Annotated in this window: 17 protein-coding genes and 1 tRNA gene; 5 read left to right on the top strand and 13 right to left on the bottom strand. The window is 66.2% G+C overall.

The genetic code is table 11. The features are described 5' to 3' along the window. Positions 1–11: 11 nt before the first annotated feature. A complete protein-coding gene (gene lysA, locus DB354_RS17100; RefSeq protein WP_107836849.1) occupies positions 12–1,316 on the bottom strand; it encodes a diaminopimelate decarboxylase in 1,305 nt (434 codons plus the stop codon). A gap of 187 nt (positions 1,317–1,503) precedes the next feature. Here lysA and DB354_RS22390 point away from each other — a divergent pair, with 187 nt between their 5' ends. Next, entirely contained in the window at positions 1,504–1,656 is a 153-nt protein-coding gene (locus DB354_RS22390; RefSeq protein ID WP_158277584.1) for a hypothetical protein, read from the top strand. Positions 1,657–1,795: 139 nt separating this feature from the next. On the opposite strand, the gene DB354_RS17090 is transcribed toward DB354_RS22390, so the two are convergent. From DB354_RS17090 to DB354_RS17065, 6 genes are all read right to left on the bottom strand, one after another. Next, positions 1,796–1,996, bottom strand: coding sequence for a hypothetical protein (locus DB354_RS17090; protein WP_107836847.1), 201 nt, complete (start codon positions 1,994–1,996; stop codon positions 1,796–1,798). A 102-nt stretch (positions 1,997–2,098) separates the two neighbouring features. Continuing rightward, a complete protein-coding gene (locus tag DB354_RS17085) occupies positions 2,099–2,884 on the bottom strand; it encodes a succinate dehydrogenase/fumarate reductase iron-sulfur subunit (RefSeq protein WP_343205588.1) in 786 nt (261 codons plus the stop codon). A gap of 45 nt (positions 2,885–2,929) precedes the next feature. Further along, positions 2,930–4,852 (bottom strand): fumarate reductase/succinate dehydrogenase flavoprotein subunit, encoded by a 1,923-nt coding sequence (locus tag DB354_RS17080; RefSeq protein WP_107836845.1) that lies wholly within the window; start codon positions 4,850–4,852, stop codon positions 2,930–2,932. Positions 4,853–4,882: 30 nt separating this feature from the next. Further along, complete coding sequence (locus DB354_RS17075; protein WP_107836844.1) at positions 4,883–5,653, bottom strand: succinate dehydrogenase cytochrome b subunit; 771 nt, start codon at positions 5,651–5,653, stop codon at positions 4,883–4,885. 380 nt (positions 5,654–6,033) lie between these two features. Then, positions 6,034–6,615 carry an NUDIX hydrolase gene (locus tag DB354_RS17070; protein WP_107836843.1) on the bottom strand — a complete coding sequence of 194 codons (582 nt, stop codon included), beginning with the start codon at positions 6,613–6,615 and terminating at the stop codon, positions 6,034–6,036. A 63-nt stretch (positions 6,616–6,678) separates the two neighbouring features. Further along, positions 6,679–7,194: a LysM peptidoglycan-binding domain-containing protein gene (locus tag DB354_RS17065; protein ID WP_107836842.1), complete on the bottom strand. Its 516-nt coding sequence runs from the start codon at positions 7,192–7,194 to the stop codon at positions 6,679–6,681. A 291-nt stretch (positions 7,195–7,485) separates the two neighbouring features. On the opposite strand from DB354_RS17065, the gene DB354_RS17060 reads away from it, so the two are divergent. Then, positions 7,486–7,562 (top strand) — tRNA-Pro (locus DB354_RS17060). Between the two features lie 106 nt (positions 7,563–7,668). Here the strand turns inward: DB354_RS17060 and DB354_RS17055 are convergent. After that, positions 7,669–8,406: a tetratricopeptide repeat protein gene (locus tag DB354_RS17055; protein WP_107836841.1), complete on the bottom strand. Its 738-nt coding sequence runs from the start codon at positions 8,404–8,406 to the stop codon at positions 7,669–7,671. A 139-nt stretch (positions 8,407–8,545) separates the two neighbouring features. On the opposite strand from DB354_RS17055, the gene DB354_RS22385 reads away from it, so the two are divergent. Next, entirely contained in the window at positions 8,546–8,686 is a 141-nt protein-coding gene (locus DB354_RS22385) for a hypothetical protein (RefSeq protein WP_158277583.1), read from the top strand. A 118-nt stretch (positions 8,687–8,804) separates the two neighbouring features. Here the strand turns inward: DB354_RS22385 and purU are convergent, their stop codons facing one another. Then, on the bottom strand, positions 8,805–9,668 hold the full coding sequence (purU, locus tag DB354_RS17050) for a formyltetrahydrofolate deformylase (protein WP_107836840.1): 864 nt from the start codon (positions 9,666–9,668) through the stop codon (positions 8,805–8,807). Between the two features lie 121 nt (positions 9,669–9,789). Here purU and DB354_RS17045 point away from each other — a divergent pair, with 121 nt between their 5' ends. Next, a complete protein-coding gene (locus DB354_RS17045; protein ID WP_107836839.1) occupies positions 9,790–10,080 on the top strand; it encodes a YciI family protein in 291 nt (96 codons plus the stop codon). Between the two features lie 35 nt (positions 10,081–10,115). On the opposite strand, the gene DB354_RS17040 is transcribed toward DB354_RS17045, so the two are convergent. The 4 genes from DB354_RS17040 to DB354_RS17025 all read right to left on the bottom strand — a co-directional run bounded on the left by DB354_RS17040 (position 10,116) and on the right by DB354_RS17025 (position 17,066). After that, positions 10,116–11,084: a quinone oxidoreductase gene (locus DB354_RS17040; protein WP_107836838.1), complete on the bottom strand. Its 969-nt coding sequence runs from the start codon at positions 11,082–11,084 to the stop codon at positions 10,116–10,118. Positions 11,085–11,169: 85 nt separating this feature from the next. Then, the gene (carB, locus tag DB354_RS17035; RefSeq protein WP_107836837.1) at positions 11,170–14,412 is read right to left on the bottom strand and encodes a carbamoyl-phosphate synthase large subunit; all 3,243 of its coding nucleotides are present in this window, start codon (positions 14,410–14,412) and stop codon (positions 11,170–11,172) included. 151 nt (positions 14,413–14,563) lie between these two features. Beyond that, positions 14,564–15,820 (bottom strand): response regulator, encoded by a 1,257-nt coding sequence (locus DB354_RS17030; RefSeq protein WP_107836836.1) that lies wholly within the window; start codon positions 15,818–15,820, stop codon positions 14,564–14,566. A gap of 67 nt (positions 15,821–15,887) precedes the next feature. Next, on the bottom strand, positions 15,888–17,066 hold the full coding sequence (locus DB354_RS17025; RefSeq protein ID WP_233256674.1) for a type II secretion system F family protein: 1,179 nt from the start codon (positions 17,064–17,066) through the stop codon (positions 15,888–15,890). Between the two features lie 356 nt (positions 17,067–17,422). Here DB354_RS17025 and DB354_RS17020 point away from each other — a divergent pair, with 356 nt between their 5' ends. After that, positions 17,423–19,564: a glycoside hydrolase family 3 N-terminal domain-containing protein gene (locus tag DB354_RS17020; RefSeq protein ID WP_107836834.1), complete on the top strand. Its 2,142-nt coding sequence runs from the start codon at positions 17,423–17,425 to the stop codon at positions 19,562–19,564. The last annotated feature ends 27 nt before the right edge of the window (positions 19,565–19,591 follow it).

The following is a 19,591-nucleotide window of genomic DNA, read 5'->3' as shown; positions in this document are numbered from 1 at the left end:
GCGCATGCGGATCACTTGAGAAACGCCGGGACACGTTCGCCGGCGATCATGTGCTCGAACGTCTCGCGGGTATTCACCAGCTCGAACGAACTGCCCTGCACGAGAACCTCGGCCGCGAGCGGACGGCTGTTGTAGCGGCTGGCCATCACATGGCCGTAGGCACCCGCGCTCATGAACGCGATCAGTTCACCCTCCCCCACCTCCTGAAGCTGGCGGTCCTTCGCAAAGCAGTCGCCGCTCTCGCAGATCGGCCCCACGACATCCGCCACAAGCGCGCGGCGCGACGAGTCACGATGCAGCGGGACAATCTCGTGATAGCTGTCGTACATCGCGGGGCGCACCAGATCGTTCATCGCCGCGTCGACGATCAGGAAGTTCTTCCCGGCGCCGCGCTTCAGGTGCTCGACCCGCGCCAGGAGCACGCCGGCGTTGCCGACCAGGAAACGGCCGTGCTCGAGGAGGATTTTCAGGCCAAGCGGCTGGAGGAGCGGCTTCAGCGCCGCGCCGTAGGACTCCGGCGTCAGTGGACGCGTCTCCGCCGGTTGGCTCTCCCACCATGCCGCCTGCCCGGAGGCGAGCGCGTCGCGGTAAATGATGCCCATGCCACCACCGATCGAAAAATAGCTGATGCCGAAGCGCGCCTTCAGGTCGGCGGCGAGCGGCGCGAGCTTCTGCACCGCTTCGACGAAGGGTTCGATCGACGTGAGCTGCGATCCGATGTGCATCTGCACGCCCTTGATCGCCAGATTCGGGTATTTCGCGGCGGCCTCGTAGGCAGCGGCGGCATACTTGAGGGGAATGCCGAACTTGTTGTCGCTCTTCCCCGTGGTGACCTTCGCGTGCGTCTTCGCATCCACGTCCGGATTCACGCGGATCGAGATGGGCGCCTTCACGCCCAGAGTGCCCGCGACGTGGTTGATGCGGGCCATCTCGGGCTCGCTTTCGACGTGGAAGGCAAAGATCTCGTTCTGGAGCGCGAGCTTGATCTCAGCCTCCGTCTTGCCGACGCCGGCGAACACGCTCTGCCGCACGTTGCCGCCCGCCGCCAGCACCCGCCGGAGCTCACCGCCACTCACCAGGTCGAACGCCGCGCCCAAGTTCGAGAGGTGCTTCAGCACGGCCAGGTTCGAGTTGGCCTTCGCCGCATAGCAGAGCTGCACATCGAGCCCGGCCAACCCCTGCTGCAGCCGGCGGTAGTTGTCCGCGATCGTGGTGGCACTGTAGACGTAAGTCGGCGTGCCATAAAGCTTCGCGACGGCAGCCAGATCGACCGACTCGCAATGCAGATCAGGACCGGCGTAGTGGAAGTGATGCATGGGACTGGCAGGTAAAAAGTGTGAAAAGCCGAACGGTAGTGGCTTTCATCTTGAAATAACCACCCCAAAGTGCCGATAGAGGGCTGTGCTCAGGTTTCTGCTCAATCTTTGTCACCGCCCCGCGATCCGCTTCGGACTGCGGCGGGACACGCGTGGCCGCTTCCGCGACCCGCGGTTTGCGAGCTTCATGCACCAGAGCAACCGCAAGACCCTCGACACGGACCTGCACGATGCCGTGCTGCGTGGCCGCCGCCTGATGCGCGGGGCCTTCAAGCTGGCGCTGGCCGGCGGCTGTGCCTGGGTTCTCCTGGAGAGCGCCAAGGCGCTTTCCGTGTTCTAGTCACGGTCCGCAGGCGCCGCGGCCTGGTGCCGAGCAACTAAGGCGGGCGCGCTGACGTTCCCTACAGGGGCCGCCCGCCATAAACGTTGCGCGGCTCCCAGGCCGGAGCGCGGGAGCCGCGGTTGAACGATGGCGGCACCTATGCCGCCAACTGCAAAGGCTGTTTCGCTCGCCCGACGCCCGCCGACTGGGCCGGCATCAGGCTGCGACGCGCGGGGTAATCGGCAGCCAGCAGCGTTGCCAGGCTGGCGACGAGCAGGACTGAGACCGCGCTCGTGATATCAAGGGGGAGAACAAGAAACGCGGTGAACGCGGCGGAAATGAAAAGGGGAGCTTTCATGTGTGGGAGTGTGTTGTCCGGAAAACACGCCCCGCCGCCGAAAGTTACAGAAAAGGCGCAGCTCGCGCTGCGCCTTAGAGTTACAAAACTGGATTTCCTGCCTCAGGCCGCGCCGCCGCTCGTCGCCGCCGGCTTCGGGGCGAACGTGCTGCGCAGCTTGGCCGCGAGGTAATCGCGATTCATGCGGGCGATAAAGTCGTGCGAGATGAGCTTCGGGCAGGCGGCGCTGCACTCGAAGTAGTTGGTGCAGTTACCGAAGCCAAGCTCATCCATCTTCGCCACCATGTTCAGCACGCGACGATCACGCTCGGCCTGACCCTGCGGGAGGAGACCCAGCTGGGAAACCTTGGCGGAGACGAAGAGCATCGCGCTGGCGTTCTTGCAGGCCGCGACGCAGGCGCCGCAACCGATGCAGGACGCGGCGTCCATCGCCATGTCCGCAGCTTCCTTCGGAATCGGAATGGCGTTGGCATCGCAGGCCGATCCGGTGCGCACGCTGATGAAGCCGCCCGCCTGCTGGATTTTGTCGAAGGCCGAGCGATCGGAGATCAGGTCCTTGACAACCGGGAAGGGCTTGGCGCGGAACGGCTCGATCGTGATGACCGCGCCGTCGGCGAAGCTGCGCATGTACGTCTGGCAGCTCGCGATGCCACGGTGCGGGCCATGCGGCTTGCCATCAATGACGAGCGAGCACGTGCCGCAGATGCCTTCGCGGCAGTCGTGGGCAAATGCGATCGGATCCTCGCCCTTGCGCTCAAGTTCATCATTCACCACGTCGAGCATCTCAAGCAGCGACATGTTCGGGTTAAGGTCGCTGGCCTTATACTCGACGAACTTGCCCGGAGCGCTCGGCCCGGCCTGACGCCAGACCCGCAGGGTGACGGAAATGTTTTTCGTTTTTTCGGCGACCATCGGAGGAAAGGCAGGTTGGGCTTATTTGTACGAGCGGACGCTCATCTTCACGAATTCGTAGTTGAGCGGTTCCACGTTACGGACGGGCGCCTTGCCCTCGCCCTGGTATTCCCAGGCGGCGACATGCGAGAACTTCTCGTCGTCACGTTTGCACTCGCCGTCCGGATACTGGTACTCCTCGCGGAAGTGACCGCCGCAGCTCTCCTCGCGGGTGAGCGCGTCGCGGCACATGAGTTCGCCGACCTCGAGGAAGTCGGCCACGCGACCGGCGCGCTCGAGCGCCTGGTTGAGGGTGTCGCCCGAACCCGGGACATTGACGTTGGCCCAGAATTCCTCGCGGAGCTTCGGAATCTCCTGGATGGCCTTGGCGAGGCCTTCCTTCGTGCGGGCCATGCCGCAACCGGTCCACATGATCTGGCCGAGGCGTTTGTGGTAATGATTGACGGTCTCCTTGCCCTTGATGGACAGGAGGCGCTTGGTGATCCCGACCACGTTCTCTTCGGCCTGCTTGAACTCGGCGCTGTCGGTCGACGGCTTGGAGTTCGGCTTCTGGGAGGCGAGGTAGTCACCGACGGTGTACGGAATGACGAAGTAGCCGTCCGCGAGGCCCTGCATCAGCGCGGAGGCGCCGAGGCGGTTCGCGCCGTGATCGGAGAAGTTGGCTTCGCCGAGCACGAACAGACCGGGGACATTGGACATCAGGTTATAGTCAACCCAGAGGCCGCCCATGGTGTAGTGCACCGCCGGATAGATCCGCATCGGCGTCTTGTAGGCGTTCTCGTTGGTGATCTCGTGATAGATGTCGAACAGGTTGCCGTAGCGCTCGCGCACGGCGTCCTCACCGAGGCGCTTGATGGCATCCGAGAAGTCGAGGTAGACCCCGAGACCGGTCTCGCCGACGCCGCGGCCCTCATCGCACATGCGCTTGGCCGCGCGGGACGAGACGTCACGAGGCGCCAGGTTGCCGAAGCTCGGGTAGATGCGCTCGAGATAATAGTCGCGATCCGCTTCCGGGATGATGTTCGGATCCTTGCCGCAGTCTTCCTTCTTCTTCGGCACCCAGATGCGGCCGTCGTTGCGGAGCGACTCGGACATGAGGGTGAGCTTCGACTGGTAGTCGCCGCTGACCGGGATGCAGGTCGGATGGATCTGCGTGAAGCACGGGTTGGCGAAACAGGCGCCGCGCTTGTAGGCCCGCCAGATCGCGGTGGCGTTCGAGCCGCGCGCGTAGGTGGACAGGTTGAAGGTGTTGCCGTAGCCGCCGGTCGCCAGGATCACCGCGTCGGCCGAGTGGCGGACGATCTGGCCGGTGATGAGATCGCGGGTGATGACGCCCTTGGCGTGGCCATTGACCACGACCAGGTCGACCATCTCATGCTGGGTAACAAGCTGAACGCCGCCGGCGCCGACCATCTTGGAGAGGGCCGAGTAGGCGCCGAGGAGGAGCTGCTGGCCGGTCTGGCCGCGGGCGTAGAACGTGCGGCTGACCTGCGCGCCACCGAAGGAACGATTCGCGAGGAGGCCGCCGTATTCGCGGGCGAACGGGACGCCCTGCGCGACACACTGGTCGATGATATTGACGGAGACTTCAGCGAGGCGATGAACGTTGGCCTCGCGGGAGCGATAGTCGCCGCCCTTGATCGTGTCGTAGAACAGCCGGTACACGCTGTCGCCGTCGTTCTGGTAGTTCTTGGCGGCGTTAATGCCACCCTGGGCCGCGATCGAGTGCGCGCGCCGCGGGCTATCGTGAAAGACGATGCACTTAACGCGATAGCCGAGCTCGGCGAGGGTCGCCGCGGCCGAGGCTCCGGCCAGGCCGGCGCCCACCACGATCACCTCGTACTTCCGCTTGTTGGCGGGATTGACGAGTTTGATGTTCGCCTTGTGCTTGGTCCACTTGTCGGCGAGCGGGCCGGAAGGAATCTTGGAGTCGAGCGTGGCCATGACTGAGAGAGGGCTGGTGAGACGAGAGGTTTACTTGTGAGCCGCGGCCACCGCCGGCGTATGAGGCTGCAGCTTGCCGAGCAGCACCGCAGCCGGCATCGCGAGATTGCCGAGGAAGTACACCGTGCAGAAGAGGATCGACACGAGGCGCAGGCCGCGGGCCCAGCGACCGGACCGAAGCCCGAACGTCTGGAACATGCTGTCGAACCCGTGCACGAGGTGGAAGCTGAGCAGCCCCACGGCGACGATGTAGAAGCCGGAGACAAACACGTTCTGGAAGCCGAGGACCACCATGTTGTAGACGTCCTTCGTGATCGTGCCGGCTTTCACCGCCACGAAACCAGCGACGCGGTAGTCGGTCGCGAGCGGGTACTCCTTCAGGGAGTCCTTGAATGTGTCGACCTGAGCGAGGCCCCAGGTGAAGTGCGCCAGATGGTAGAGCAGGAAGGCGCCGACGATGTAGCCGGTGATCCGCATCGAGCGGGACGCCAGCGTCGCCTGGATGGTGTGCTTGAACCCGTAGACCTCAGGGCCGCGGGCCGCTCGATTCTCAAGCGTCAGGACGGTGGCCGCCCAGACGTGCACAAGGACCGCTGCGACGACGCCAATGCGCGCCACCCAAAGCATCGGCCCCATGGTATGGAGGAACTCGGCGTAGCCATTCAGGTGCTCCGGGCCTTGGAAGACCTGAAGATTGCCCACGAGGTGGCCAACGACGAAGCCGATCAACATCAGGCCGCTGACGGCCATCAGGATCTTGCGTCCAATTGAGGAACAGAAAAAGGAGCCTCCAGAATTCATCGCGAAAGAGGGAGTGATCGTGAGGGGGTGTTAAAACTCGCGGGGCAAAGCCTAACGCAAGCCCGTAAAGTACATCCCCCGGAGCGGATGGCACGCTTATAAGTGAGCCTAACCCACGAGAGAAGGCTCCTCGTCCGCCCTCGGCCCTGTCGACTCCATTTTGCGGCTCGGCCGTTGATGGGGAAGTCCACCTGCCACCCTGCCTCGCCCGCGTCTTTGGCGGTCACACGCTCATCCCCGCCTGCACTCAGCCGGGGCCCACCCGTCCAGCGCTCAACCAAGACGCGGCCGGCCGGCCGCATGGTGGTGCACAACATCCGCCGCCCGTTTCGCGTGGAGGAACGGCGGCGGCACCGACCGGCGCAGCCGTGGCGGGAGCTTCAGCGGCCACATCGGACACGCATTGCCTCCCATTCGGGCGCAAACAGGAAGAAGGCGTCCAGCACCATGCTGTGCGTGATTCCGCCCCGCCGGGCCAGCGCGAACACGTCATCGACCGGCATGGTCGATACCTCGATCTCCTCATCCTCGTCCCAACCGAGCGGATGCGTCAGGCGCGCATCCTCGACCAGAACCAGATGGCAGCGATTCGCCTGCAGGGCCGGATTCGGATGCACGCTACCCAGCAATCGTGCGGACGTGCCGCTATACCCGGTCTCTTCGACCAGTTCCCGCGTCCCCGCCGCCACCGGATCCTCCCCCGCCTCCATGATGCCACCTGGGATCTCCAGTGAAAACTCGTCGATGCCGTACCTGAACTGCCGCACGAGGACGCAGCGGCCCTCCGGCGTCACCGCCAACACATTCACCCAATCCGGGGCTTGGATAACGCTGAACTCGCGGGTGGTGCCGCGCGGGCCATGCCGGTACTGCACGCCCGTAACCTCGAACACCCGGGTTTTCAGCCGCGATTCCACTCCGAGCTTCTCCCAACGGGCTGGACCAAGCGACGGTTGATTCATGCGGGCACAAAAAAGCCCCCCGCCGCGGAGGCGAGAGGCTTTTTTAAAGTTTGCCTGGCCGACTTATTTCTTCGGCAGCTTGACCTTCTGACCCTGCTTCAGCTTGGTCCACTCGACGCCGGGGTTCACCGACATCAGATCAGCGAGCGCAACGCCGTGCGCGCGGGCGATCTTCGCGCCACTGTCGCCGCTCTTGACGATGTACTCGTCACCCGCGACCGCCGGGGCGCCGCTGCCACCCTTCTTGGACGCGACCGCCGGCTTCTTGGCGGCTTCCTCGAGCTTCGTCACCGACGTCTGGAGATTGCCGATGATCGTGCTGACCGTGTTGAACGCGGTCTGCGTCTCTTGATTCAGCTTCGTGATGTTCTGCTTGCTCTGCTCCGCGGCCTGCGCGGCGCTCGCAACCTGCTGCTCGATGCCGTCGATCTTATCGATCTTAACCTGGTGATCGGCCAACGCCTTGTTGGCCTTGGAGGCTTGCACGAGAGCAAAACCGCCGAGCAGCAGAGCGACAACGCCCACAATAATGCTGCCTACCGGGAGCATGCTGTTGTTTTCACGAGAAATGGTGTCCATGGAAGGGAAGGAAGGCGCCCAGCAGAAGCCCAACGCCCAGGGGACGCAAGAAGAGATTGTACGCCTGTATCAACCGGATCCACGCCGCCGCACTCCTGAAAAACGAAGGTTTTGCCGCCCTCTGTCCGCCGTATCCACCCTGTGATGGGGAGGCTACCCAGCACGGCGCCGAGCGCATGCGCCTCCCCCCGGCGGAACCCGCCCGGGTCGCGCCGTCACCCCGCGTCTGGCCCGTGCCCACAGACGGTCGTTGACACCCGCCGCCATCCGCAGAGGTTCGGGGGCATTCTTCGGGGTGTAGCTTAGCCTGGTAGAGCGCCTGCTTTGGGAGCAGGAGGTCGCGAGTTCGAATCTCGCCGCCCCGACCATTTTGGCGGACCCGTCGGCGCGCGGCCCACGTGCGCCAATCGGTTCTCGCCAAAAAAAACGCCCGCACGACGGCGGGCGCAAAGGGTTCGAGCAACTCGCGTCAGCTCACTTGCCCGGCAGCTTCAGCTGCACGCCGGCCGGAGCATCAGCCTTCGGCGCCGCCGGCGTGGCCGGGGCCACGGGCTTGGCAAAGGCCGCTTGCAGCGGCATCGCCCGACGGGCCCACACGCTCGCCGGGTCAATCTGGTTGAGCTGGTCAATGTACTTCTGCACGTCCGCCGCATTGCCCGCTTCCGCGGCGAGACTTGCGAGGTTATAGGCCGCCTCGGTGCGCACCGCCTTCAACTGCGCGGCGTCGTCCGCCAGCGCCTTGAGGCCCGCAATCGCTTCCACTACCTTGCCGCCCTGCACCTGAGCCAGCGCGCGACCAAGCTGGGCGCGGGCCGCGAGGGGATCCTGCTTGAGAATGGCAATCGCGCGGTCATAGCCGGCAACCGCATCGGCCGACTTCCCGGCCTTGTAGGCCTCGTCCGCCAGCTGCACCTCCGCGACGGCCGCCAGGGTGTGCTTCGGATGCTCGGCGATAAAGGCGCGCTGCTTTTCGGGCGTATTGGACGCCACAAAGGCGGCCTCGACCTTGCGCTCCCCTGCCCGCTGCACATACCCCCAGACGTCACGGCCGACGATCGCGACCAGAATCACCGCGCAGAGCACCAGGATCATCGTCCGGTTCTTCTGCCAGAAACGGCTCATCTGCTCTTCGAACGAGAGCGCGGGGACGGTGCTGGCCGGATTTTCCTGGGCGCCAGTGGGTTTCGAGTCGGAAGGGAGATTTGCGGCCATGGGCGTGGCGGTATTTTGCTTTGGAACCGAGGACGAGAGCAAAACCGCCCCTGCGTGTCCATGCAGGAAATCGTTGTGAAATTATTGTCGATCCCCGCGCCGGCCGGTTGGCCGGAAACCGAAGCCGGTGATGCACGTCATGAGTGTCGTGCTCGCCGCCCGGCTCATCTTCGCTCTCGTTCGCAGCCTCTGCTTCCTCGTGGCTGTCGTCTGCCTGCTCGTGGTCGCAGCCGTCGTCCGCTCTGAACCCGCCGAACTCGCCGAGCGCCCCCGACCTTGAGGGGCTAACCTGAACCCGGCGTCGCCCGTGCCGCCACGCGCTTGGATGCGCTCGCGGTTGCGCTCCAGCGTGCCGTGGCCGCTGACCGACACACGTCACGGTCGCGGTCCGGCGCCGCTCAATCGAACACCACGGTCTTGTTGCCGTACACGAGCACGCGGCTGGCCAGGTGCCAGCGCACGGCCTGCGCGAGCACGATACGCTCGAGATCGCGACCCTTGCGGACCAGGTCCTCCACGCCGTGACGATGCGTCACGCGGGCGACGTCCTGATGAATGATCGGGCCTTCGTCGAGGTCGCGGGTGGCGTAGTGGGCCGTCGCCCCGATGAGCTTCACCCCGCGCGCATGCGCCTGGTGATACGGTTTGCCGCCCGCAAACGCCGGCAGGAACGAGTGGTGAATGTTGATCACGGGGCAACCGACCTGATCGAGAAAGTCCGCCGACAGCACCTGCATGTACCGAGCCAGCACCACCAGGTCGACCTTCAGCTCCTTCAGCAGCGCCAACTGCCGCGCCTCGCCCTCGGGCTTGTTCGCCGCCGTCACCGGCAGGTGGTAAAACGTTAGGCCGTAGCCCTGCGCCGCCGCCGCCAGGTCGGTGTGGTTGCTCACGACCGCGACGAGGTCGCACGCGAAATCCCCCGCCTTCCAGCGCAGCACCAGATCATGGAAACAATGGTCGGCCTTCGATACGAAGACCGCCACGCGGGGCCGGTGCGTCGAGACCGACACCTGCGCCTCCATGCCCAGCGACTCGGCAAACGCATAAAAGTCCTCCGTGTCCCGCTGCTCCACGCCCGGCGCCCCGGTCGGCACCCATTCGATGCGCTGGAAAAACACGCCCGCCTCCATGTCCCGATGCTGGTCGGCGTGCAGGATGTTGCCGCCGCGCGCGAAAATCCAACCGGCAACCCGGGCGACCAGGCCGGGCTGATCCGGACCGTGCAGGAGAGCGACGAGCGTGGCGGACGACGTGGACATAAGGTCGGCAGGCTAGAGCCGTCCGCTCCGGCTTGTCACGCGCGGCGTACGTCAGCCCGCCGCCGGAAAAACGCATCGACGCCGCCACCACCGCCGCCAGCCTCCGAGTCACCCGCCGCAGATGAAACACTACATCATCGAGATCACCTACACCGCGCCGATCGCCGAGATCGAGAAGCACCTCGCGCAGCATCGCGCCCACCTGCAGACCGGCTACGACCGGAAACTGCTCCTCATGTCCGGTCCGCAGGAGCCGCGCGTGGGCGGGATTGTCGTCGCCCGCGCCTCCACGCGCGAGGAACTCGAGGCCTTCTGCGCCGTCGACCCATACCGCGTCGCCGGCGTCGCCACGTATCGCTTCATCGAATTCAGCCCGGTCAAGCACCAGCCCGACCTGGCGTGGTGGCTCTAGACTAGCCGCCCTCCGCGGCGCCGGCCCATCGCCGGCTACGGCCGCAGCACGACCTTGCCCGTCGTCGCCCGGCTCTCGAGCGCGCGGTGCGCCTCGCCCGCCGCGCGCAGCGGAAATGAGGCGCCGATCCGCACCTGCAGGTCCCGCGCCTCGATCCAGCGAAACAGCTCCGCGCTGCGCGCGCGCAACTCCTCCGGCGTGGCGACATACTCCGCCAGTTTCGGCCGCGTCAGGAACAGCGAGCCCTTCTCCGAGAGCAGCAGCGGCTTGAAGTCCGGGACGGCGCCGCTCGCGTTGCCGTACGTGACCATCAGGCCCCGCGGCCGCAGGCTGTTGAGCGAGCCTTCGAACGTTGCCCGGCCAACGCCATCGTAGACGACGTCCACGCCGCGCCCGCCCGTGAAGGCCCGCGCCGCCGCGGTGAAATCCTCGCGCGTGTAAACGCACACCGCCTCCGCGCCCGCCTGCTTCGCCAGCGCCGCCTTTTCCTCCGCGCCGACCGTCGCCAGCACGCGCGCCCCGCGGCGCCGCGCGATCTGGATCAACAGCAACCCCACGCCGCCCGCCCCCGCATGCACGAGCGCGGCATGCCCCGCCTGCAACGGGAAGGTCGAGGTGGCGAGGTAATGCGCGGTAAGTCCCTGCACCATCGCAGCCACCGCGACGTCCGCCCGGATCGCCCCCGGCACCAGCACGACCTGCGCCGCCGCCGCGATCGTCTCCTCGGCATAGCCGCCGCGCGCCGCGGCCGTCGCCACGCGGTCCCCCACCTTGAAGGTCGTCACGCCCGCGCCGACCGAGGTCACGATGCCCGCCGCCTCCTGCCCGAGCACGTGCGGCAATGGCACCGGGTACAGCCCGCTGCGCCGGTACGTGTCGATGAAGTTCACCCCGGCCGCCTCGACGCGGAGGCGGATCTCGCCCGGCCCGGGCTCCGTCACGGGGATGTCGTCAACGCGCAGCCGTTCGATGCCGCCGGTTTCATGGATGCGGATCGCAATCATGCCGCTACGCGTACGCGCGCCACCGGCTTTGGCAACTCCGCGGGGCGCCGGCCGCCTAGCCGGGCCCCGGTCCCAGGCGGGACGCTCAACCCACCACGTTCACGCCGGTGCCGTGGTATTTCTGCAGCGGACGCACCCCGACCTGGACTTCCTTGAGCGCGCGAATGCCTTCCACCGCCGCGGCGGCGCCCGTGATCGTGGTCATGATGCACACGTTGTGGGCGTAAGCTGCGGAGCGGATCGCGTTCTCGTCCCGGCGCGGGATCATGCCGCCCGGGGTGTTGATGATCATCTGGATCTGGCCGTTCTTGATCAGGTCGATCGCGTTCGGCCGGCCTTCCTGAATCTTCGCGAGCTTCTTCACCGCCACGCCGGCCTCCGCCAGCGTCTTCGCGGTTCCGCTCGTGGAATAGATGGTGAACCCGAGTTGCTCGAGCGCCTTGGCCAGCTTCACGCCGCGCGCCTTGTCGCTGTCCTTCACCGAGAGGAACACGTTGCCCTTGGTCGGGAGACCCGGCTTGGCCGCGGCCTGCGCCTTCGCGAACGCGATGCCGAGGTTCTCATCCAGGCCCATCACCTCGCCGGTCGAGCGCATCTCCGGCCCCAGCGCGATCGTCGCCCCCGGGAACCGCACGAAGGGGAACACCGCCTCCTTCACGCACCAGTGCTTTGGGCTCTTCTCCCGAGTGAAGCCGAGGTCCTTCAGCTTGCGCCCGGTCATCACCTTCGCGGCCAGCTTCGCCAGCGGCACGCCGATGGCCTTCGCCACGAACGGCACCGTGCGCGAGGCGCGCGGGTTCACCTCCAGCACGTAGAGTTCGTTGGCCTTGATCGCGAACTGCACGTTCATCAGGCCGATCACCTTCAGCTCGCGCGCGAGCTCGTACGTCGCCTTCCGCACCGTCGCCAGCATCGTCTTCGGCAGCGTGTGCGGCGGCATCACCATCGCGGCGTCACCGGAATGCACGCCGGCGTACTCGATGTGCTCGAGCATGCCGCCGATCACGGCGGCCTCGCCGTCGCTGATGCAGTCGACGTCGAGCTCGATCGCATCCTCGAGGAACTTGTCGATCAGGACCGGCTTGCCGGGCATGACGTCGAACACCTGGCGCACGACGGCGCGCAGCTCCTCCTCGCTGTAGAGGATGAACATGCCGCGCCCGCCCAGCACGAAGGAGGGCCGGACCAGCACCGGGTAGCCGAGCTCGCCCGCCGACGTGATCGCCTCGGCCTCGCTCAGGGCGGTGCGGTTGTCGGGCTGCTTCAGCTTCAGCTTCTGCAGGATCGCCGCGAACAGCTTCCGGTCCTCCGCAATCTCGATGCTCTCCGGCGAGGTGCCGATGATGTTGACGCCATTGGCCTTCAGCGCGGTCGCGAGGTTGAGCGGGGTCTGCCCGCCGAACTGCACGATCACGCCGTCGCACTTCTCCTGCTGGTAGATTTCCAGCACGTCCTCGAGCGTGAGCGGCTCGAAATACAGGCGGTCGCTGGTGTCGTAGTCGGTCGAGACGGTCTCGGGGTTCGAGTTCACCATCACGCTCTCATAGCCGAGCTCGCGGAGCGCGAAGCTCGCGTGCACGCAGCAATAATCGAACTCAATGCCCTGGCCGATCCGGTTCGGGCCGCCGCCGAGGATCATGATCTTCTGCTTGCCGCTCGGCGGCATGATCTCGTTCTCGTCGCCGTAACTGGAATAGTAATACGGCGTGAACGCCTCGAACTCCGCCGCGCAGGTATCCACCAGCCGGTACGTGGTATGGATGCCGCGCGCCTTGCGCTCCGCCCGCACCGTCGCGAGGTCGCTCTTCAGCAGGTGCGCCAGCTGGGCGTCGGCGAAGCCGAATTGCTTCGCGCGCCGGAACGCTTCGGGCGTGATCGTCGCCAGCGTCTCGCGGCGTAGCGCCTCCTCCATCTCCCAGATCTCGCGGAGCTGATGCAGGAACCAGGGATCGATCTTCGTCAGGTCGAAGATGTGCTCGACCGTGTAGCCCGCCCGGAACGCGTGCCGGATGTAGAAGATCCGCTCCGCGTTCGGCGTGCCGAGCTTCGCGTTGATCACCTTCTCCTCCACCGGCTCGTCCCCGCCGTTGCGGCCGCCGCCAAATCCGCGCGCCCCGGTCTCGAGCGAGCGCAGGCACTTCTGCAGCGACTCCTTGAAGGTCCGGCCGATCGCCATCGCCTCGCCCACCGACTTCATCGCGGAGGTCAAGGTGGCGTCGGCGTCCGGGAACTTCTCGAAGGTGAACCGCGGGATCTTCGTCACCACGTAGTCAATCGTCGGCTCGAAGCTCGCAGGCGTCAGGCGGGTGATGTCGTTGCGGAGCTCGTCGAGCGTGTAACCGACCGCCAGCTTCGCCGCGATCTTCGCGATCGGGAAGCCGGTGGCCTTCGACGCCAGCGCCGAGGACCGCGACACGCGCGGGTTCATCTCGATCACCACCATGCGGCCGGTCTCGGGGTCGACGGAAAACTGGATGTTCGAACCGCCGGTCTCGACGCCGATCTCGCGGATCACCGCGAAGGACGCGTCGCGCATGATCTGATACTCCTTGTCCGTCAGGGTCATCGCCGGCGCCACCGTGATCGAGTCGCCGGTGTGGACGCCCATCGGGTCAAAATTCTCGATCGAGCAGATCACGACGCACTGGTCCTTGTGGTCGCGCATCACCTCCATCTCGTACTCCTTCCACCCCAGCAGGCACTCTTCCACGAGCACCTCGTGCACCGGTGAAAGCTCGAGGCCATTCGCCACGATCTGGTCGAACTCCTCCTTGTTGTACGCGATGCCGCCGCCCGAACCGCCGAGCGTGAAGGACGGGCGGATGATCAGCGGGAACATCGCCAGTTCATCGGCCGCGGCCAGCGCCTCGGCCATCGACTTCACCGTCCGCGAACGTGCCACATCCAAGCCGATCTTCAGCATCGCCTGCTTGAACAGCTCCCGGTCCTCGCCCTTCGCGATCGCCGCCGGCTTCGCGCCGATCATCTCCACGCCGTACTTCTCGAGGATACCCTGCTTGTGCAGTTCCATCGACAGGTTGAGCGCGGTCTGGCCACCCAACGTCGGCAGCAGCGCGTCGGGGCGCTCCGCCGCGATGATCCGCTCCAGAAACGCAACCGTAAGCGGCTCAATATAAGTTACATCCGCGAACTCCGGATCCGTCATGATCGTCGCCGGATTCGAGTTCACCAACACCACGCGATAGCCCTCCTCCCGCAGCGCCTTGCAGGCCTGGGTGCCTGAGTAGTCGAATTCGCAAGCCTGGCCGATGACGATGGGGCCAGCACCGATGATCAAGATGGTCTTCAGGTCGGAGCGTTTGGGCATGAGCGTAGATTTCGGCGAGGGTTGCGGCGGCACCAACACTCGGCAAGCGGGAAAGCGCCCACCAACCCGCCGGGAAACGCCCGGCGCCCCACCCGCTCAACTGGCTCGCATCAACTGCGTTTCGGCTCGCGCCCGCACTCGGACACCACGCTCAACCGAGCTTCGAAGGGTCAATACCCAACACCTTGGCAGCTGCGTCTTTATCGCCGTGGCTGGCATGCAGCACCATCGCGATGTACTGCTTCTGCTGACCCGCCAGGTACTCGTTCAACGCCGGCCAGTGCTTCAGTTCCCGCAGCCGCAACGGCAGCTGCTGCGAGGTTATGACACGGGACTCCGTCGTGCCGGTCATCTTGGTGATGACCTGGTGCAGCTCGGTCAGATTGCCGGGCCAGTGGTAAGCCGTGAGCACCGCCATGGCGTCGTCGGTAAACTCGATGACGTTGGCCTCGAAGAGCGGATTGGCCGACTGCGCCGTGTAGTGCTTCACCAGCAGCGGGATATCCTCCGGCCGATCGCGCAGCGCCGGCATTTGCACCGGCAGCGAGGCGACGCGGTAGAACAACTCGTCGTGGAACTTGCCCTCGTCGACCAGCTTCTCGAGGTCCTCGGTCGTGGTGCCGATCAGCCGGAAACCGTGCGCGGTGTTGCGCAGCACGCTGACCAGTTCCTTCTGCACCGGCGGCGTGAGACACTGGAGGTGCTGGAGGAAGAGCGTTCCGCCCTTCGCCTGCTTCACCCACGTGCCGCCCTCGCCGTTCTGCCCGAGCAGTCCCTCGCGAAAATGGGATTCCGAGCTCAGCGAACAATCGACGCGGAGGAACGCCGTCTCCGGCGCGCCGCTCGCGGCGTGCAGGATCTCGGCCACCGCGGCCTTGCCCGTCCCGTTCTCGCCCACCAGGAGCACCGGCGTACGGACGGTCGCGAGCTTCTTCACCTGTGCGATGAGCTTCGTGAGCTTCGTGCTCTTCCCGATCAGGCGCGACTCGACGTCCGCGGTCTTCACGCCCTGCGCCGCGCCGAGCGTCGCGCGCTCGGCCTGGAATTTTCGGAACTCGAGCCCCCGCCGCAGCGTGGCAATCAACTCGTCCACCCGGAACGGTTTCTGCAGGTAGTCGAACGCGCCGAACTTCAGCGCCTGGATCGCGCTCTCCGTCGACGCGTAGGCCGTCATGATGATCACCACGGCGCTCGGATCGTAGATCTTCAACTGCTTCAGCAGCGTGATCCCGTCCATCGGCTTCATGTCGATGTCCGCCAGCACCAGGTCGTGCTTCTCCGCCTTGTAGCGCACGAGCGCCTTCTCGCCATCCGTGGCGAAGGAGGTGGCGAAGCCCGTGGGTTGGATGACGGCTTCCAGCATCTCGTGAATCGAGACGAGGTCGTCGACGATGAGAACGGAAGGCATGAAGCAGAGGACGAAGAGCGCGAACGTTCCGGAACTCGGAGCGTGATGTCAACGAGGGCGACGCACGTTATTTCACGCCGCCGGCGACCGCGCCCAGTTGGAAGATCGGCAGGAACATCGCCATGACGATGCCGCCGACGACCACGCCGAGGAAAACGATGAGCATCGGCTCGATCAGCGACGTGAGCGCCGCCACCGTCGCCTCGCACTCCACGTCGTAGAAGTCCGCGATCTTGTTCATCATGCCGTCCACGTTGCCCGTGGACTCACCCGCCTTGACCATGTGCTTCATCATCGGCGGGAAGAAGGGATTGGCGGCGAGCACCTCGGAGACCTGGCCACCCTGGCTGACATGCTTGGCGATCTGCTCGCAGGCGTCCTCGATCTGCACCTTGCCGCTCGCGGCGGAGACGATCTCGAGCGTGCGCAGGATGGGCACGCCGGAGCGGATGAGCGTCGCGTACGTGCGGCAGAAACGGGAGAGCGCGATCTTGTGGACGAGGTTGCCGAAGATGGGCGCCTTCACGAGGAAGTTGTCCTTGATGCGGCGGCCGTTCGGCGTCTTCACGAACTTGTTGCCCACCCAGTAAACCGCATAGCACGTGAGGCCAATCGCCCACCACCACGACTTCAGGAAGTTGCTCAGGTCGATCAGGAACTGGGTCGGCGCCGGGAGTTTCGCGCCGAAGTCGGCAAACATCGCGGCGAACACCGGGATGACGAAGATCAGCAGCACGTTCACCAGGCCGATCGCGAGGCCGATAACGGCGATCGGGTACGTCATCGCCGACTTCACCTTCTTCGTCAGCTTGACCGTCGACTCGAAGTAGCTCGCGACCTTGCCGAGAATCTCCGCGAGCCCGCCGCTCGCCTCGCCCGCCTCGACCATCGAGACGAACAGCGTATTGAACGAGTTGGGAAACTTCTTCACCGCCGAGGAGAAGGAATTGCCCTGCGAGATATCGAGCCGCACGTCGCGGATCACGATCCGGAAGTAGGGATCCTCCGTCTGGTCCTGCAGCGCCTCGAGGCACTGCACGAGGGGAAGACCGGCGGTGAGCAGCGAGGCCAGCTGCTGCGTGAACATCGCCAGTTCGCCGAGCGGAAGCTTGTAGGTCTTCGCCTTGCGCTCGATCGCCTTCTGCTTCGCGAGCGCCTGCGCGGCCCGCACACTGCCCGTCTTTTTCGCCGCGGCGGCTGGCGAAGTCTGCGCCGGACCGGAAGGGGCGGAAGTGAGCAGTGCCATGGCGGGCACACAAGCGGAGCCCTTCCAGCGTCGCAACCCCATTCACGGCGACGCCTCCGTCAAAAAAGGGTGAGAAACCCGGAGGACAAAGCCGCTCCCGAAGCCGGCCCCGCGCCCGTCCGCCCGGCGCGCTCGCACGCCTGCCCGCCCCCGAGGAACTACTGTTAGACGGAGCAACGCTTTGCGACGCCCGGAGTCGTTCCGCAGCAATGGCGCTCGACACCCGGCCGATCCGCCCCGCCCGGAGATCCGCTCCTGACCGCCCCTGTTTGCCGCCCGCGTTCACCGCGATTCTCCCCCTTCCGACGGATACCGCCGAGCCGGGCCGCTCCGGCTCCTCCCTTGCATAAACTTCTATGACTGCCGCCTCGTCCTCCACCGCTTTGCCCGCGTTCCGCGACCCGCAACAGCCGATCGCCACGCGGATCGACGACCTCGTTGCCCGGCTGAATCTGCCGGAGAAGATCAACCAGCTCGTCCACGAGAACAACGCCGTCGAACGGCTCGGCATCCCCGCGTACAATTGGTGGAACGAGGCCTGCCACGGCGTCGGCCGCAACGGCCGCGCCACCGTGTTCCCGCAGGTCATCGGCCTGGGCGCCACTTGGAATCGCGACCTCGTCGAGCAGGTCGCCACCGCCATTTCCGACGAGGCCCGCGCCAAGCATCACGCCGCCCTCGCCGCCAATCGCCACGGCCAGTACCAGGGGCTCACGTTCTGGACGCCCAACATTAACATCTTCCGCGATCCGCGCTGGGGCCGCGGCCAGGAGACGTTCGGCGAGGATCCGTTCCTCACCAGCGAACTCGGCCTCGCCGTGGTGCACGGGCTCCAGGGCAAGGACCCGCGCTACCTCAAGGTCGCCGCCTGCGCCAAGCACTTCGCCGTGCACAGCGGCCCGGAAAGCGAGCGCCACGAGTTCGATGCCCAGCCCACGCCCAAGGACCTCGCCGAAACCTACCTCCCCGCCTTCGAGCGTCTCGTGCGCGGCGGCGTCGAGACCGTCATGGGCGCCTACAACCGCGTCCTCGGCGAGCCGGCCTGCGCCAGCAAATTCCTGCTCGGCGAAATCCTCCGCCGGCGCTGGGGCTTCCAGGGCCACGTGGTCAGCGACTGCGGCGCCATCGACGACTTCCACCACCATCATCACATCACGCGCAACGCCATGGAGTCGGCCGCGCTCGCGGTGCGCAATGGCTGCGACCTCAACTGCGGCTGCACCTACAACGACCTCGTCCTCGCCGTCCGCGAGGGCCTGATCACCGAGGAGGAGATCAACACCTCCCTGCGCCGCCTGCTCGCAACCAAGTTCAAGCTCGGCCTCTTCGATCCGCCCGAGCTCGTCCCCTACGCGCGCACCTCCACCCGCATCGTCGATTCGCCGGAGCACCGCGCCCTCGCCCGCCGCGCCGCCACCGAGTCCATCGTTCTCCTCAAGAACACCGGCGGCCTCCTCCCGCTGCGGCGCAACCCCGCCACGCTCCTCGTCGCCGGCCCCGCCGCGTCCAACGTCGACGCCCTCATCGGCAACTACGCCGGCATCAGCGGCCAGCTCATCACCATCATCGAGGGCATCGCCGCCGCCGTGGACGACAGCACCATCCTCGAGTACCGCGCCGGCTGCCCGATGGTCCACCAGCCCGCGCCCGGCCTCAACTACACGTTCGGCGTCGCCGACGTCGCCGAGGTCACCATCGCCGTCCTCGGCCTCGACCCGACCCTCGAGGGAGAGGAGGGCGACGCCGTCGGCTCCCTCTCCGGCGGCGACCGCGCCGTCATCGAGCTCCCCGAGATCCAGCGCGCCTTCCTCCGCGAACTGCGCCGGCACTCCAAGAAGCTCGTCCTCGTGCTCACCGGCGGCAGCGCCATCGCCATTCCCGAGGAGCACGAGCTCTGCGACGCCGTCATCCAAGTCTGGTACCCCGGCTGCGAGGGCGGCCGCGCCGTGGCCGACGTCCTCTTCGGCGCCGCCGCGCCCAGCGGCAAGATGCCGGTCACCGTGCCCAAGCGCACCGCCGACCTCCCGGCCTTCAACGATTACCGCATGCAGGGGCGCACGTACCGCTTCGCCACCGTCGAGCCGCTCTACCCGTTCGGCTTCGGCCTCACGTATGCATCTTTCCGCTACGACCCGCTCACGACCAGCACCCGCGAGCTCCGCGCCGGCGAGGCGCTGACGATCCGCACGGCCGTCGCCAACGAGAGCGACCGCGACGCGCTTGAGACCGTGCAGTGCTATGTGCTGCCGCCCGCCGGCTGGCCCGACGCCCCCCGCGCCACGCTCGTCGCCTTCCGCAAGGTCCTCGTCTCCGCCCGCGGCTGCACCGCCGTCGAGTTCACCCTGCCCGCCGACGCCTTCCAGCAGGTCAATGCCGCCGGCGAACGCGTCTGGGCTCCCGGCGCGTACCGCGTCGTCGTCGGCTCCGCCTCTCCCGGTCCCCGCGCCCAGGCCCTGGGCGCCGCCGCTCCGGTCGAAGCCACCCTCACTCTCCGCTAACCAGGCGTCGCAAGGGCGACCGCCCCC

This window comes from Opitutus sp. ER46 (assembly GCF_003054705.1).
Classification (GTDB): domain Bacteria; phylum Verrucomicrobiota; class Verrucomicrobiia; order Opitutales; family Opitutaceae; genus ER46.
This window is presented reverse-complemented; position numbering and strand designations above follow the sequence as displayed.